A 15,778-nucleotide genomic window follows, 5' to 3' on the forward strand; every position below is an offset into this window, starting at 1 on the left:
GGCCGGTGGGCAGTCTGATCAACGTCACCAGCAGGGGGTCATTTTTGAACGCCGATACCCCCGCCAAGGGGGTCAAACTTGCACGCCGAAACACAACGAGCTCGCGGTCGAGCCAGGTGGCGCCGTCGGTGCCCACCTGCCGGTCGAGCGTGAGATGGGAAAGCTTCTCGACGATGACCGGCGCTGCGCGAGCCATGCTCCGCTCGTATTCCACCACCCGGTCGAGATGGTCGGGCTCGACGATCCAGGTCCCGTCGGGCTCACGGGCAACGCCACCGGTGGCGCGGCGGATGGCCTCGAGCCGCCGCACATGGGTCTCGGCGTATTCCTCGGTGGCGCGAGGATCATGCTTGAGATGCAGGTCGATGGTGTAGCGCCCGTCGTTGGCAGCGGCGACCTCGGCGACGGTTCGATCCACTCGCCGAGGCTCGATAGTCTTCGGCGTCACACGCACGATATTGCCGTCCGGTGTCGGCTCGGTCGCCTCGCCCCTGCCGATGTCGACATAATGGGTGCGCCCATCCACCCCGTCGACGATCAGATAGTGGCGGTCCTTGAGTTCGTCGGATAGCCCACGCGCCACCACGCGCCCGATGACGGGGTTCGCGGTCGGGTCTCCGGGGTCGAGGATCGCGTAATCGCCGGGACTGCGGGCGATGTTTTTCCCGGCCATTTCGCGGTGCATGGTCTTGACGATGTCGCCGCGCTCGCCCATGCGGCGGAGCGTATCCTCCAGCCCCACCTCCAGCCGCCATTGGCCGGGGCGAAGTTCCTCGGCCAGGCCCAGCCGCCTCAGCTTGTGCAGCCGGCCCGCGCGCAGGCTCTGCTGGAAGGCGTCGCGGTCAGTCGCGGCGACGAGACCCGCCTCGTCCATATCGCGGATGAGGCGGCGGTCTACGCTCGTCAGACGCTCCTGCTCGATCTCATGACGCAGCCGGTTCTCGATCTCGAAATCCGACCGCGGCCCGAAATCCAGGCTGACGATCTCGGCAGCGCGCTCGCGCATGCCGGTGGTGATGTAGTCGCGGGCGATGATGAGGTCCTTGCCGCCCTCGTCGCGGCCACGCAGCAGGATATGCGTGTGCGGATGGCCGGTGTTGTAGTGATCGACCGCCACCCAATCGAGCTTCGTGCCGAGGTCTTCCTCCATGCGGGCCATCAGGCGGCGGGTGAGCGGCTTGAGATTGTCGTATTCCGCGCCGTCCTCGGCCGAGACGATGAAGCGGAACTGGTGGCGGTCGCCCTCCGAGCGCTCCAGGAAGGCTTTTCCGTCCGCTCGGTCCTGCTCGGCGCCGTAAAGCTCGCCGCGCTCCGCGCCCCCCTCGCGGGTCACACCGTCGCGCTGGATATACCGCAGGTGCGCCCGCGCATTTTCCATTCCCTTGGCCATCCCCTTGCCGGCCAGCTTGACGATGCGGGATTTGATGATGACGCGGCGCTGGCGGAAGGCGGCATAGCGGTCGCGATTGGCAAGCACACGTCCGACGCCCGCGCCGCGCCCGATGCGGCTGCCGGTGAAGCGGGACTTGCGTGTGCCGCCCGCCCCGCCGCGCGCGAGGTTCGATGCAGCCAATACCTGATGCAGGAATTTGCGTCCGACCTTCGAGCCGCGCGAGCGGATCTTGCCGGGCTTGAGTTTGAAATCGTCGTCGTCGAACACGGTCTGCTCCTCATAGACCCCAATAGAATGGGCACGAAACGAGCCTCTGGAAATTGGTGCCAACCGACCCCAGGAAAACCGGGGAGTTGCGGCCCACATGGCACCACGGCGGGGGTGCATAGCACCACCCACCAACAGAAAAATCGATGTGCAGACACAGGCTTACAGCCCGCGACACCGCGGATGGTGCCGGAGCTTCATCTTGCCTTACGCGGCTCCCATCAGCCTGTCTGCGACCATCCACGATCATCTGCGATCACATCGACTGATGGCGAGAAAGCCCGGCAGCGGCGAAGCCGCGCCGCCGGGCGAAGAAAGGAACGAGAAGCGCATGGGGAAGCGGACTCTGGCGCCGCATTTCTCGCCTCATTTTTCATCCGATTTTCGCGTCGAAAGCGGCACGAAAAGCTCGCCATTCGGGACGGAATTTTCGTCACTTGCGGCCTCGTTTTTCGTCGGCGAGAGCGAGAAAAAAAGCCGCTGGCCGGAGGCGATTTGATCGGGATTCGGCGTGCCGGTCGGCGGAGAAATCGCTTCGTGCCGAGCGAATCCGCCCGCGTCCGCGAGCATCTTTTCGATGCGTGCGACATAAGCACGGGTCTCGGCGGGAAGCGGCTTTCTGTCACGGAGATATGTCTCGTAGCGGCCCGGCCCGGCATTATAGGCCGCGAAGAGCGCCGGATGACCGAAGCGGTCATGCATGGCCTTGAGATAGGCGGTCCCGGCGAGAATGTTGGCGCGCGGATCGAAGGGATCGGCGCCGAGATCATGCTGATCGCGCAACTTGGCCCAGGTCTCCGGCATGAGCTGCATCAGGCCCATGGCGCCCTTGGGTGAGACGGCGCGCACATCGCCGTTGCTCTCGGCCATGATGACCGCCTCGATCCATCTGGCGGGGATGCCAAAACGCTGCGACGCTTCGACAATGTGCGCCTGAAACTGGTCGACAGCGGCGGCCTCGGCGTGCGTGACGATGACAGCCGCCGCGAAGATAAGGGGGCTCAGTCGATCCATAGCGCGGCGAGCCTCCCGATCACGCGGGCGCTCGTCACCGGCCCGAAATAGCGGCTGTCGAAGGAGTCCGGGGCCTTCGTCAGGAGGAAGAATTCGCCCGGGACAAGTTCCCGGCATCCATTCCAGCGCGGCAGGGAACGTCCTGCCCGATCCACCTTGCGCTGGCGGGCAACGATTTCGCCATTGACGATGATGGCCCCGTCGAAGGCGCAAACATCATCCCCGGCGACGGCGGCAATGCGCTTGATGAGCGGCACGCCGGCGGGCAGATAGCCGCGGATGGCGGCCAGCTTTTCGATGGATTTCGGGATGCGGACCAGGACGAAATCGCCGCGTTCCGGCGCGCCGGAAACGACGCGATAGAGACCGATCGGCGCGCTGGCGGAGGCGTTCCAGACAAGGCGCGGCTGGGGGTGCGCGATGGCGGAGAAGCCGACGAGCGCGATGCCCGCAAGCGTGGCGACGAGAGGAAGAACAGCGGGCCTTTTCATCCGCGTTCTCCCTCGTCAGATGTGGAGGAATGCCGTCGTCCTTCCGACCAGGCATCGAGGTCGGCGATGTGATAGCGGACAAAGCGGCCATGCTTGCGGAAGCGCGGGCCGTTCCCCGTCAGGCGCATCTTTTCAAGGGTGCGGAAGGAGAGGCCGAGATAGAATGCGGCCTCCCGCGTGGAGAGGAACGGCGAGCCTTTGCGGGCCTCGGCCGCCCTCGATGTGTGATCGGTCATCCTTTGGCTCCTTTCGGCGAAGATCGACGCGAATGGGCGAAGGATGTCGGCGGGGAGCGCGCTTGCTCAGGATCGAAAAACGGGGGGTGCCAAAAACGATCCCCCCTCGCGATGAATGGACGAGAGACCGGCGTCCGGCTCGAAAACGCCGCGAAAAGCGGGGCTCAACGCCCCGCTCTCGCGGTGTTCAGCAGCGCCTCGAGCGCTGCTTCCATCTCCGCGATCTGCTGCTTGGCCTCGATGCGCTCGCGCCTCGGCAGGCCGTTGCGCAGCTCCATATTGACGAGCCAGATGCTCTCGCGCAGCTCGTCCTCGGCGTAGAAATGGCCGCGATATTCAACGCGGATGTCGTGGGAGAAATTGATCTGGATGGACATGGGAACCTCCTTGATTGAGCCGTTCTCCCGTCGAGAACGGGGTCCCCGGTCATCCGGATAGAGCCTGTCAAGGACGGCAAAGCCGCCGCGAAGCGGGCGCGGGAGGAGCCAAAATGCGGAGTGGAGCGCGAGCGGAACGGAGCATTTTGGAGGGTGCCCGCGATCCTTTACAGGCTCGTCGCGCCGGATGGCAGACTGGGAAGATCGAGACGGAAAGCCCGTCGGCGCGACCAGCGCCGACACCGCTTGGATTGCGGCGGTCGGGCAGGGCGGAATGCATGAAGATAAGCCCCGCCGGATGCGCTCCGGCGGGGTCCTCGGGAGTGGGCGGGATCAGCGCTCGCGCGGCTCCCACAGGGCGAGGTGCGAGGTGCCGTCCTCCATCGGCGTCTCCAGCTTGACGAGGCGGGCGCGCACCCAGTTGGGGCCGAATTCCGGCGCGGCGATCTTGAGGTTCAGGTAGGTCTCGCCGCTCGACTTGGCGACCTGGCTCCAGCCGGCGCCGACCTCGTAGCGCTGGCCGTTGCCGGCATAGACGCGATAGTCGGGCGTTTTCGGACATCTTGTCTACGGGGACGACGACGAGGTTAGCGGTGACGTTGAGGGTTTTGAGGGTCCCGGTGAAGCTGCCGTCGTTCTGCTTGGTGAACGTGCCGAGGGTGATGGCCATGGTGATGATCCTTTCGCTGTTCGTCGCAGAGACCATCCCTGCGATGGCTCCAGCGAAAAGACCGCATAGGCGGGCCGGTTCACCCGTAGCGTGAGCGGAGGGCCGGAACGAAGTGGAGGACCCACCGGGAGGGAAAATTTGGAGCGAAGCGGGCGCGAGGAATGCCGGGAAAAGTTGACGGCTTCGCCGTCACCCGAAGGGGCGCAGCGTCAGCGGAGCACTTTTCGCGGCAGGGGAAATTTTCCCGGACGGCGGGTTGAACGGTCCGGCGCGGGATTTACGCGATGAGAGACATGCAGGGATGGTGACTGCCTCGATGAACAGTCGGCGAAGGAGCGCCATGGCCTTCCCCGTCACCGAGTTCACCGCATCGGACGACGGCTTGACCGGGGTTGCAACGACACGAAAATCGCCAACCACTCGGCCTTCGACCGCGCGCCGGGCATGTCCAAAGCTCCCGCTGCGCGCCGTTGACGGCATCGCCGCGGCGATGAAACTGGCGCCGCTGCGCCACCGTAGCCGCAGGCGGCGAGACCAATCCGACCGCCTGCGTGCCGCGCCCCTTTCGACCTCATGCGCACGCCCATCGGAGCCGGAGATGCAGGAAGGATGGCGTTCGAACCTGGCCTTGGGAGCCATGGCCCACGCCGCATTCTCCCCTCCAGGCCCCGTCACCATCGCGTCCAGCGGGGCGCGTCTTGGCCGGCGCCGTTGGACCGCCACCCGCCCGCGCAGCGGGCGTTCGCGCCAGGGATCGAAGCCGAAGGCCGAAACGCCGAAGGCGGTTCGGTTCACGAGAGCCCGGCGCGCGGGGCTTGTCCCGCGCGGGCGCCCAGCCATGCCGCGACAAGACACTGTGGCGCGGGTGAGGTATCGGAATTTGGGGGGCGACCTGCACACCATCACGAATGCCAGTAGGGGATCTGAATGTCCGTCAGCGCCTCGCCTGAAACCCGACAAATCTCAAAATGGGATTTCATCATCGAGGTCATCAGCCGAACTTGCCGCCTCAGCATGTTCAGCGGGTGATGCCGTTACGGCTTCGGGAACTTCTTTGGTCAGACCCCAGTTCTCGATGACATCCGCAAGCGGAAACGCCTCTTCCCCGCTCCAGTCTACAAAGGGTGCGGCGGTCGCGCTCCATGGCTCTTGGGTCGGCAGCTTGATTTGAACCCGTACAGGAACGTGCACGGAACTGCCAAACACAATAGCTTCCCCCGCTGCAAGCACAGTTACCTGATCAAGTAGCCGCTGGGCCTGCTTGGGGATGATGCGCCGGAAATGATCAATATCATCTGGGTTCTGAAGCCGGTGCGAGAAGAAATTGGCGCACTGGCTAATGATGGTCGGGCTTATCTCGCTGGGGCGCTGGCTGGCAACAATGAGTGACAGCCCAAATTTACGCCCCTCCTTGGCGACGCGCTCGAACGCCCTCCTAGACAGGCTTTGTCCTCGGTCCTCCACGCGACCTGGCGGTCTTGCGTAGTTGTGGGCTTCCTCCAAAACCAGCACCCAGGGGTATCGACTGCGTACGTCGGGACGCAGCATTTCCCGTGTTTCAAGGAGAAGCCTTCCAAGGAGCGCGCATGCGAAGGGCAGAACCTCCGAAGACAGCATGGAGAAGTCGAGGACGGAAACCCTTGAACCGGACTTTTGTCCGACCCCGAGCTTTTGCATCCAGTCCTCGTAGCTCTGGATACCCTGTTCCTCATAGCTGAAAAACGACTGCCAGCGTCTGTCATCGAGGCGTGTCCGAAGCCGCAGTTTCAACGTAAGGAGATACTGATCAATCCGTTTGCTGCCTTCCTGGTCGGTGGATCTATCGACCAAATTGGGATCGCGAAACTCGCGCACAGCGATGAACCGCGGCGCGTCGGCGGTCTTGGCAAAGTTCACGCCCTCATTCTGCCGCGCCGAAATCTTCTCCAGCAACGTTGATCGGATTTCACTGAGCCGATCCCTAACCGCCTTTTCGTTCGCGACCTTTCGCCACTGATTTGTCGCATCGGGCGTCCAGTTCGGAATCCCATTGAAGGTATTCCAGTCTATATCAGGCACATATTGCTGGGCGTGACTGATATACACGTCGAAGGTGCCGTTGGCCGGCTGTCGCGGGTCATCAAGCCAAGCCAATGCAGAATCAATCTTTCCTATGGCGACTTGCAAGGGATCGTAGGAAGCCGCGCCGCCTCGATTGGCTTTAGCGATCGACCACCAGTCCTTGAGAACGGGCTCCTGTGTTGCTTCGGACGCCTGAAGCCAGTCGCAAACCTCCTCCCCATTCATGAGCCACGCAGGCAGGCAGAATTCCTGCCCACTCAGGTAAATCTTATTTGGATCCCGCGCATAGGACGCCTGTGACTTATCAAGAAAGGCGCTTGCATACTCGCCGTTGATATCCAGGATGAAGACATGAGGTTCTGCCTTGGAGGCGACGGCGAACTTCTCATGCTCTATGATGCCTCGGATTAGGCTCGCGACCGTGTATGATTTTCCAGACCCGGTGTTGCCTACAACTGCGAGCGGCCGGGCGAAGAGGTCATTGAAGGACCCTTTCACCCGCGTATTTTCGTCACCCGTTTGATGGCCGATTTCCAGTGGGAAGTCGTAATCCCCCTCTGACCAATCGCGTGGTTTGTTCCGCTCGGGCGGATGGGCGAAGATACCTGACAGAACGTCGGGATTTGCTACCTCAGCCGGCGTATCAAGGGTCGGCAGGACCGTTATGCCTGGATCAAATTTCCATCCGGATTTGCCGGTCTGCTTCACCGTTCCAAGCAATTGCACTGACGCGATCCGCCGTGGCTTCGTCAGTTCCAGAGAAAGCTCTTCGTCACGGGTCGGGTCGTAGCTCTCCCGAGCTTCAAGATCGCTGAGCAGCCCGATTGCATGTGTGCCGGCTCCCAGGTCAAAGGTCAGGAAGGAGTTAATGGCAACTGCGCGCTGCACCCCATCCGGCGTGGCCCGAGACGATGACTTCGCGTCAGGGGAAAGTTCCACTTTCAGCCTGAAGCCGCTGACAGCGACCACATGCCCTATGATGCGCGGCTGTTCCATCAGGTGGCGCTCTCCGGGGCATCCGGCTTCCTGTCTTCTGTCTTCCTAATCTGCTCTTCAAAAGACCGAAGGCGCCTATAGTCATCGAGCCACTTTACATCCGGCATGATGTTCTGCGCGAAATCAGCGAACGTGGCGATCTTGTATGAGCATTTTTCGCCCGCACCGAGTCGCTCAGTCAGGACAAACGCCCTCTGACCCAGGCTCTGATAGCGGCGGACTCTTTCCACGATCGCGCTTTGTGGATTGGGCTCCACAACCAGCATGACTAGAGACGGATTCATCAAGGCCGTCTCGATGATCCGTGTCACGTGGTCGTCACCAAAACCGTATCCGACAACGAGGAAGAACGTCTGCGGTTGGTTCAGGCGCGCATGAAAGAGCCGGAACAGATGCGCATAGGGCATGTCCAACGTCTGAGTGAACTTCTGCGAGGTTGGCAGGATGCCGAAGGAGTTAACCGTGGAGAATCCTTCGGACTGTAGCTTCGCCGCCTTCTCTTCAGCAGGGAGCTTCCTGTAGTCGCTGGCAAACGAAAGGTCGCGGTGACGGGCGCGATACATCCCGTCATCGCCGACATACCAATGCAGGGAACCGTGAAGCTTGTAGTATTGCAGGAATTTGTCGAAGCGGCGCACCCGCCCCTCGGAGACGTCGCCAGGGTAATAGATATCAAGCCCATACACGGCTGGATCAAAGCGAGAGCTGGCTCTGCCAGAAAATCCGTCAAAATACTGGACGCCCAGTTCTTCCATCGCCTGCTCAAACAGCGTGTCGTAGTTGAGTGTGAAGAGATGGGTCCGCCCGAGGTTCGTGTCGCGGGCAATCAGCTTCGCGAGAAAGGGAATATGGCCCGATGACTGACCGTCGCTCGTACCCGAGAGTTCACCACGATCAATCTGGAGGGCACATTCAGCGAAGATGGCCTTCTCAACCAGTTTACGCAGTTCGGCTAAATCACCGTCGGCGAGCATCAGAGGAGGCTCCTCGCCCTCTGGCACGTCACCTTTCCAGACCACCGCGTCGACCGGCGAGCTGTCCGGGTTCGTCAGGCCCGACGCATTGAACAGGTAGCTGAGCCAGTCTTCAAACCCAAGGGGCCCACCATTCTCTTCTGTCGGCCAAGTTGCCTTCCTATGGCGCATGATGGAGGCCGCCTTCGGAGGAAGCTCGCATTTCTCGACCGCATCGAGAACAAGGCATTCGAGATTGTTTGTCCTGGGGCCAGCCATCAATCGACCACCGGCGCCGACCGAGCACCCGGCGGCCGTCAAGACAATGACGTTCTCCATCCGAAGCCAGTCAGCGAGGAGCGCCTGAATACGTCGCAGCGCGTCTTCCGAAGGCTTCCCAGCCAGCAAGTCTTCGCTTTCCCCGGCGGACACAGGGGAGAGAAGCTGGTATTTAGATTGCTCGGTCATACCTGCCTCTCCTTACACATCGCTGCCGGAAGATGGGCAGGTCTTCGCGTCCGAACCTCGAGCTGGCTTGCCCTCGGTCTCCAAATAACGGTCGAGAGCCTGGCGCAGCACCCATGCGATCGACGCGTCGTTTGCCTCAGCGATTTCCAGAATTCGCTTGTGCTGCGATTCGGTCAGGATGACCGTCGTCCGAAATGCCTTCCTGCTTAACCGCCGTGCCATGCCAGTCGTCCCATGCTCGGATAAATGATATGCAAAGTGCACCAATACTGTCACGTCATTTGGGGACCGACAGGCCATTCCAGCGCGTTCCCTTTTGGAGCGGCGCCTATGTGGCGCCGCTGTCGAAGGTCCATGTGGCGATCCCCATCTTCCGCGCCTTATCGACGAGGTTCTGGGAGATACCGGAACCAGGGAAGGCAATGACGCCGATTGGGAGCGCTTCGAGCATACGGTCATTGCGCTTGAAGGGTGCGGCGTTGCGGTGGCGGGTCCAATCGGGCTTGAAGACGATCTGCGGCACGTTGCGATTGTCGGCCCAGCAGGCGGCGATCTTCTCGGCGCCTTTCGGCGATCCGCCATGGATGAGCACCATGTCGGGGTGCTTCGCGAGGGCCTTGTCGAGGGCCTCCCAGATGCGGATGTGGTCGTTGCAGTCGACGCCGCCGGTGAACGCGATGCGCGGCCCGGCGGGCAGCAGCGGCTCGATCTCGGCCCGGCGCTTAGCGGCGATGAAATCGCGGCTGTCGATCATGGCCGCCGTCATCGTCTTGCGGTTCGTCATCGAGCCGGTATGCGGCCGCCAGGCGGAACCGGTCGCCGATTCGAACTGGATGGCGGCAAGATCGCGGAGGTTCTCGAAGGCGGCGCGGCGTTCGAGCAATGCCTCGCCACGGGCAATCAGGCGCTCGAGCTCGACGGACTTGACCTCCGAGCCGTCCTGCTCCTCCTGCAAACGGCGCTGCGCCACCTCGTTGTCGTCGAGGAGGCGGTCGAGATAGCCCAGGCGGCGGTGGAAAAGATTGGCGAAGCCCCAGAGGACGTCGTCGAGATCGTCATCGAGCGCCGTGTCGGCCATTAGGGCGATGAGGGCGGCTGCGGTGTTCTCGATCTCCTGCTCGGCCCGGTCGGCTTCGGGCACCGTCAGGCGCTCCGGATCGTCCGGGCCGGGACGGGTGCCGTGAAGCGCCATTTCGTCGAGGACATGGGCGGTTGGCGATGCCGCGTGAAGGGGTTCGAAGGCGTCGTCGGTGAAGAGATCGTGCAGCATGGGTCTGTCTCCCGGTTCCGAGGCCGCGCCCATCGCGGCCTTTCCGGGGATCGCCCGCCAGCGCCAAAGGGCGGCTTTGCACCCGCCGGGCCGCAACGAAGTGGAGGACGGCCGTCAGGCCGTTGCAAAGCCGGCCAGCGCTGGCAGATCCCTCTCTTGGAAAGGCCGTGGCGCGGCCCCTGCCGAACCGGAAGGCGGTCCCGATGCTCTCCCCTTCCCCGTCCGGCGCTGACGGATTTCACACGCATCGCCTCGGCTCATCCGCGACCAGGAAACGCTGAACATCGTCCGGGGCGAGCTGCTCGGCGAGCCATGCCCTGAGCCGGTCCGGGCCGAGGGTGAGGAGATCGGCGTTGAAATCCTCCGTCCTCGGGGCGAGGGCGCGGATGTCGATATCGTCGGCTCTGGCGCGGGCGCGCAATCGTTCCACCGCAAGGCGCCCGGCCCCGTCGTTGTCGCGCGCGACATAGAGGCGACGCAGCGCCAGCGGCAGGATCAGGGCAGCGAGGTGGGCGGCGGAGAGTGCGGCGACGACTGGCATGGCGGGCATCACGGCCTTGAGCGCCAGCGCCGTTTCGATGCCTTCCGCCGCCGTCAGGACGTCGGACGCAACGCCGAGCCGGACCGCGTTCCCGGCGAGATGGCCCATGGCGCGGCGGGGCTGATCGAGAGGCGCCTTGCCGCCCTCAGGATCAAGCCAGGTGCGATGCGCACCGGTGATGGCGCCATCGAGATCGGTGACGGCGGCGATGAGCGCCGGCCATATCTCGCGGCCTTGCGGCCCGCGATGAAAGCAGCGCGGATGAAAGCGGAGAGCGGCAACGTCCGCAGGCAGAATGATGCCGCGGCCTTGGAGATAGCGTTCCGCCAGCGTGCCCCGGATCGGCTTCGACGCGGCAAAGAGCCGCCGCGCCGCTTCGGAGGAGCCGGACGGCGCGGACGGGGCTACCTGGCGGATCGGCAGAACCGGCAGGCTGAGGAATCCCCGCCCCTCATCGAGCGCGGCGCGGAAGCCGAGGCCGCGATTGAGGGCGATGAGATCGAGAAGATCGCCATGCTCCCCGGTCGCCGTATCGCAAAACTTCCCGGCACGTTCTCCGGAAAGGCGGACATAAAGACTCCGCCCCGGAGTTCCCATGACATCGCCGCAGATCCAGTATCGGCCCTGGCGGCGGCCGTTCGGCAGGTAATAGCGGCACACCGCCTCGGCCTGTTCACCGAGACGGCGCGCCAGATCGGCGGCGCGGGACATATGTCACCCCCGATCCGCGATTTCGGTGAGCGGCCAACGGTCGGTGAGGCTCTCGAAAATCGCCTTGCCGGCCTCGCCCACCGGCACGAACAACCGCAGCTTCCACGAGATGATCTCGCCGAACAAGCCGCGCGCCTTCAGGGCATCGACCATGCCGGAAGTGAAGCCGGTGAGTTCGATGCGGTGCTCGTTCATCACCCGCGCGCGGCGCAGGACGAGGCCATCGGCGAGATGGGCCGTAACCTTGCCTTCGTTGATCAGACCCCAGGCGTCGCCAGCGGAGAGCTTCGGCGCGTCCATGCCGATATTGCGGCAGAACGCTTCCACCTCGATGGGCGTCAGCATCCGGCCGATGATGCGTTCGCCATCGTCGGTTTGCAGCCGATAAACGCGGGCGTTGCTCTCCGGAAGACGCCGCCAGATCGGCAGCAGCAGGCCGGTGACGAGATGGAACGTGCTCGTCGAGAATTCCGGGATTCCGGCGATCTCCTTTTCCCATGCGGCGATAAATTCTTCCCTCTCCGCTTCCTTCCAATGAGTGGCGGCGAAGTCATCGACGCTCATCGTGTTGCGCTGCATGGGGCGCAACAGCCGGACGCGGCGTTCCATGCTGCCGTCATCGAGCATCAGGCTCGGCGCGGAAGTTTTGACGGCGGCGCGGCCGGAGCGCTCATTGACGAGCAATCGCCCGCCTTCGATGGTGATCGCCTCTTCCGCCGTCATGGGGCGGTTGCGATCGCGCCGCTCGATCGTAAACAGCCGCGTCTCGGCGCCGCTGTCGTGCCGCCAAACCGTGCGCCGGTCGGTGACGATCAGGCTTTCGGCACGGATTGTCTCCAGCCCGACATCATGGACGCCCGCCGCAATCGCCGCCTCGATGCGGGCGTTCAAAATCTCCTCGAACGCCGCAAACAGCGTGTTCTGCATGGCGATGGGCAGTGCCAACAGCCGGTTGAGGAACGTCGTGATCGGCGGCAAATCCTCCTTCATGTTGCCACCCTCGAAGGTCAGCGTCAGGCCGGTCATCTCCTCGAACTGCGTCAACGAACAACCCTGAATGGCGCCCTGCGCCAGCCAGCAATAGAACTGCCTGAGCGCCGCGCGGGCCTGATCGCCTTCGAGATTGTCTTCGGCGCGGAACAGCCCCTGGCCACCAGTCTGGCGCTGCCCGCGCGTGATGGCGCCAAGGGTATCGAGGCGGCGGGCAATCGTCGAAAGAAAGCGCTTCTCGGCCTTCACGTCCGTGGCGATGGGGCGGAACAGCGGCGGCCGCGCCTGATTGGTGCGGTTGGAGCGGCCGAGTCCCTGGATGGCGGTGTCGGCCTTCCATCCCGCTTCGAGCAGGTAATGGACGCGCAGGCGCTGATTCTTCGCGCCCCGGTCGGCATGGTAGGAGCGGCCCGTCCCGCCGGCGTCGGAGAAGACCAGGATGCGCTTCTCGTCATCCATGAAGGCTTGCGTCTCGGCGAGATTGGCCGAGGGCGGACGGTTTTCGACACAAAGCCGATCGCCCTTGCGCACGATCCGCCGTGACCGTCCCGTCACTTCCGCTACCTTGTCTGTCCCGAAGCGTTGAATGATCTGGTCGAGCGCGCCGGGCACGGGATCGAGCGAGGCGAGACGCTCGATCATCCGGTCACGGGAGGCGACGGCCTCGCGGCACTGGATCGGGTTGCCCTCGGCATCGAACGCGGGGCGCGAGCGCAGATTGCCGTCTTCGTCGGTATAAGGCTCATAAAGCTGCGTCGGGAAGGCATGCTGCAAATAGGTGAGGATCACGTCGCGGGGCGACAAATCGACGTTCAGGTCCGCCCATTCCTCGGCTGGAATCTCGGACAGACGGCGATCGAGGATCGCCTCGCCAGTCGAAACCAGTTGTACGATTGCGGCATGGCCCGTCTCCAAGTCCGCCTCGATGGATTTGATGAGCGTGGCGGTCTTCAGCCCCGAAAGCAGCGCTGCGAAGAAACGCTGCTTGGCGCCCTCGAACACCGACAGGGCGGCGGACTTCGCCTGGCCGTTGAGGGTTTTTCGCTCCCCGGTGACGTTCGAGGCTTCGAGGGCGGCATTCAGGTTGGAGTGAATCACCTGAAACGCTTCAGCATAGGCGTCGTAAGTTTCCACCTGCGCCGGGGTGAGATTGTGGTCGACGATCTCGACCTCGACGCCCTCATAGGACAGCGACCGCGCCGTGTAGAGGCCGAGGGCCTTCATGTCGCGGCTCATCACCTCCATGGCCGCGACCCCGCCGGCCTCGACCGCCTGCACAAACTCGGCTCGATTGGCGAAAGGGAAATCCTCGCCGCCCCACAAGCCCAGCCGCTCGGCATAGGCGAGGTTGCGCACGTCGGTGGCGCCGGTTGCGGAGACATAGACGATGCGAGCGTCCGGCAAGGCGCGCTGCAGGCGCAGGCCGGCACGACCTTGCTGGGAGGGAAGTTGTTCGCCGCGCTCACCCTTGCTGCCGGCGGCGTTGGCCATGGCATGGGCTTCGTCGAAAACGATCACGCCGTCGAAGCCGTCTCCCAGCCAGTCGATGACCTGGCGCAGGCGCGGCTCGTTGCGCAGGGTGGCGTAGGTCACGAACAGCACCCCGTCCGACAGCCGGACCGGCGTGCCCTGCTTGAAGCGCGACAGGGGCTGGACGAGCAGTTGCTCCATGCCCAGCGCCGACCAGTCGCGCTGCGCGTCCTCGATCAGCTTGTCGGACTTGGAGATCCACACCGCCTTGCGGCGGCCCTTGATCCAGCTGTCGAGGATGATGCCGGCGACCTGCCGGCCCTTGCCGCAGCCGGTGCCGTCGCCCAGGAACCAGCCGCGGCGGAAGCGCACGGCATTCTCGGCGCCTTCCGGTGCGGCATGGATATTGTCGAAGGTCTCATCGACCGTCCACGATCCCGCGAGATGCCGGGAATGCGCATCGCCGGCATAGATGACGCTCTCAAGCTGCGCGTCGGACAGGATGCCACTCTTTATTATATGCACCCGAAGATGCGGCCGATAGGAAGGGTGCGGCGGCGCCACCGAGGCCATGGCCGCCGACTGCACCAGCTTCGTCGGGTGCGGCTTGGCGCCCGGGATATGGATCGATTGCAGGGCGTAGCCCTCGTAGAGCGCGTCGGTCAGGTCGGCGCCCTCGGCCGGCTTCCATTCGATGGGTTCATAGGAGAGCTCGACAGCATCGGGCGCCGCAGAAATGGCGGGCTGCGGTCTGCGTGCGATTGGCGCGACCTTGCGCGCAACAGCGGGCTTCGCCGCTGTACCGAACCCGATCTCGCCGTCCGCCTCCAAGCGAGGCGGCACATGTTCTATGAGGCGGGCGAGCAATTCGGCGGCGTTCTCCGCGCGCGGCAATACCGGCGACGAAGCCGATTCAAGCGACTTGTCGATGACGGTGAGGCGCGTGTCGAAGGTCGTGCCGTGCTTGTAATAGACGGAGCCATCCACGACGCAGGTGAAACGCACCGCGCCGTTCAGCTTATCGACGGGGAAATTGTGCCCGGTGATGGCGACCAGGCGACCGCCCTCGGGCAGCCGCGCCAGCGCCGCGCGCACGTGATGGAAGTCCGCGTCGGACACGCGCCCCTGCACGTGGAGCGCCGCCGAGAAGGGCGGGTTCATGAGAACAACCGACGGAGCGACATCGTCCGCCAGCCGATCATCGATGCTGGCCGCGTCATGCGTGCTGACCGGGCTGTCCGGGAACAGCCGCCGCAGAAGCGCGGCCCGCGTATCGGCGATCTCGTTGAGCGCCAGCCGCGCACCCATGATCTCGGCGAATACGGCAAGCATCCCCGTGCCGGCCGACGGCTCCAGCACCGCATCGTCGCCGGTGAGGCCCGCCGCGATGCTGGCCGCATAGGCAAGCGGCATGGGTGTGCTGAACTGCTGGAACTCCTCGGACTCCTGCGTGCGACGGGTGTGGGTGGGAAGAAGTCCGGCGATGCGGGAAAGCATGGCGAGCCGCGCGGCGGGCGAGCCCGCCTTCTCCCGCATGGCGCGACCATATTTGCGGAGGAACAGAACCTGCGCGGCTTCGCAAGCTTCATATGCGGCTTTCCAGGTCCAGAAACCCTCGGCGTCCGAACCGCCGAACGCCTCCTCCATCGCTTGCCGCAGGACGCGGGCCTCGATGAGAAGGCCGCGTTCGAGACCGGTGAGAATGCGCTCCGCCGCCTTGAGGATGCAGGCGGCCTCTTCTTCGGGCGCACGGATGGGTGCGGCGGCCGTCACCGCCGCCGCTGGCGTCATCAGATTCATGAGATTGCTCCGGGATTGAGGTTTCAGGAAAAGGCCGGGGCAGGCTCTCTCTTGCTTGCTCCCGGCCCGC

Annotated in this window: 12 protein-coding genes and 1 pseudogene; all 13 read right to left on the reverse strand. The window is 64.0% G+C overall.

All coding sequences use genetic code 11. From position 1 onward, the window contains the following. Window positions 1-1,660 (reverse strand): DUF3363 domain-containing protein (locus ABIE65_RS25555; protein WP_354081613.1); only part of this gene is annotated, 1,660 nt, incomplete at its 3' end. A 366-nt stretch (window positions 1,661-2,026) separates the two neighbouring features. Beyond that, the gene (locus ABIE65_RS25560) at window positions 2,027-2,674 is read right to left on the reverse strand and encodes a lytic transglycosylase domain-containing protein (protein ID WP_185926882.1); all 648 of its coding nucleotides are present in this window, start codon (window positions 2,672-2,674) and stop codon (window positions 2,027-2,029) included. Beyond that, complete coding sequence (traF, locus tag ABIE65_RS25565; RefSeq protein WP_185926881.1) at window positions 2,662-3,165, reverse strand: conjugative transfer signal peptidase TraF; 504 nt, start codon at window positions 3,163-3,165, stop codon at window positions 2,662-2,664. The genes ABIE65_RS25560 and traF overlap by 13 nt, the downstream gene beginning before the upstream one ends. Then, window positions 3,162-3,401 carry a helix-turn-helix transcriptional regulator gene (locus ABIE65_RS25570; RefSeq protein WP_021225996.1) on the reverse strand — a complete coding sequence of 80 codons (240 nt, stop codon included), beginning with the start codon at window positions 3,399-3,401 and terminating at the stop codon, window positions 3,162-3,164. Before ABIE65_RS25570 ends, traF begins: the two co-directional genes overlap by 4 nt. A 164-nt stretch (window positions 3,402-3,565) precedes the next feature. Next, on the reverse strand, window positions 3,566-3,778 hold the full coding sequence (locus ABIE65_RS25575) for a hypothetical protein (RefSeq protein ID WP_185926880.1): 213 nt from the start codon (window positions 3,776-3,778) through the stop codon (window positions 3,566-3,568). A 333-nt stretch (window positions 3,779-4,111) separates the two neighbouring features. Then, window positions 4,112-4,273: pseudogene (locus ABIE65_RS25580) on the reverse strand (DUF736 domain-containing protein); the annotation flags it as partial. 364 nt (window positions 4,274-4,637) lie between these two features. Continuing rightward, a complete protein-coding gene (locus tag ABIE65_RS25585) occupies window positions 4,638-5,243 on the reverse strand; it encodes a hypothetical protein (protein WP_354081614.1) in 606 nt (201 codons plus the stop codon). Window positions 5,244-5,411: 168 nt separating this feature from the next. Beyond that, window positions 5,412-7,505 (reverse strand): ATP-binding protein, encoded by a 2,094-nt coding sequence (locus ABIE65_RS25590; RefSeq protein ID WP_185926879.1) that lies wholly within the window; start codon window positions 7,503-7,505, stop codon window positions 5,412-5,414. Beyond that, window positions 7,505-8,926 (reverse strand): SIR2 family protein, encoded by a 1,422-nt coding sequence (locus tag ABIE65_RS25595; RefSeq protein WP_354081615.1) that lies wholly within the window; start codon window positions 8,924-8,926, stop codon window positions 7,505-7,507. Before ABIE65_RS25595 ends, ABIE65_RS25590 begins: the two co-directional genes overlap by 1 nt. A gap of 12 nt (window positions 8,927-8,938) precedes the next feature. Continuing rightward, window positions 8,939-9,148 (reverse strand): ribbon-helix-helix domain-containing protein, encoded by a 210-nt coding sequence (locus ABIE65_RS25600; RefSeq protein ID WP_185926877.1) that lies wholly within the window; start codon window positions 9,146-9,148, stop codon window positions 8,939-8,941. Between the two features lie 106 nt (window positions 9,149-9,254). After that, window positions 9,255-10,196, reverse strand: a complete 942-nt coding sequence (locus ABIE65_RS25605) for a DUF2493 domain-containing protein (RefSeq protein WP_185926876.1) — start codon at window positions 10,194-10,196, stop codon at window positions 9,255-9,257. A 238-nt stretch (window positions 10,197-10,434) separates the two neighbouring features. Beyond that, window positions 10,435-11,448, reverse strand: coding sequence for a DUF7146 domain-containing protein (locus ABIE65_RS25610; protein WP_354081616.1), 1,014 nt, complete (start codon window positions 11,446-11,448; stop codon window positions 10,435-10,437). A gap of 3 nt (window positions 11,449-11,451) precedes the next feature. Continuing rightward, window positions 11,452-15,708 (reverse strand): strawberry notch-like NTP hydrolase domain-containing protein, encoded by a 4,257-nt coding sequence (locus ABIE65_RS25615; protein ID WP_354081617.1) that lies wholly within the window; start codon window positions 15,706-15,708, stop codon window positions 11,452-11,454. Window positions 15,709-15,778 lie beyond the last annotated feature (70 nt).

Source organism: Constrictibacter sp. MBR-5, assembly GCF_040549485.1.
In the GTDB taxonomy this organism is placed as follows: Bacteria; Pseudomonadota; Alphaproteobacteria; order JAJUGE01; family JAJUGE01; genus Constrictibacter.

Excerpts from the sequence above, each read along its gene's own strand:
- ABIE65_RS25615 (WP_354081617.1), bottom strand. The coding sequence starts at position 15,708 with ATGAATCTGATGACGCCAGCGGCGGCGGTGACGGCCGCCGCACCCATC.
- ABIE65_RS25560 (WP_185926882.1), bottom strand. The coding sequence starts at position 2,674 with ATGGATCGACTGAGCCCCCTTATCTTCGCGGCGGCTGTCATCGTCACG.
- ABIE65_RS25600 (WP_185926877.1), bottom strand. The coding sequence starts at position 9,148 with ATGGCACGGCGGTTAAGCAGGAAGGCATTTCGGACGACGGTCATCCTG.
- ABIE65_RS25590 (WP_185926879.1), bottom strand. The coding sequence starts at position 7,505 with ATGGAACAGCCGCGCATCATAGGGCATGTGGTCGCTGTCAGCGGCTTC.
- ABIE65_RS25610 (WP_354081616.1), bottom strand. The coding sequence starts at position 11,448 with ATGTCCCGCGCCGCCGATCTGGCGCGCCGTCTCGGTGAACAGGCCGAG.
- ABIE65_RS25575 (WP_185926880.1), bottom strand. The coding sequence starts at position 3,778 with ATGTCCATCCAGATCAATTTCTCCCACGACATCCGCGTTGAATATCGC.
- traF (WP_185926881.1), bottom strand. The coding sequence starts at position 3,165 with ATGAAAAGGCCCGCTGTTCTTCCTCTCGTCGCCACGCTTGCGGGCATC.
- ABIE65_RS25595 (WP_354081615.1), bottom strand. The coding sequence starts at position 8,926 with ATGACCGAGCAATCTAAATACCAGCTTCTCTCCCCTGTGTCCGCCGGG.
- ABIE65_RS25605 (WP_185926876.1), bottom strand. The coding sequence starts at position 10,196 with ATGCTGCACGATCTCTTCACCGACGACGCCTTCGAACCCCTTCACGCG.
- ABIE65_RS25570 (WP_021225996.1), bottom strand. The coding sequence starts at position 3,401 with ATGACCGATCACACATCGAGGGCGGCCGAGGCCCGCAAAGGCTCGCCG.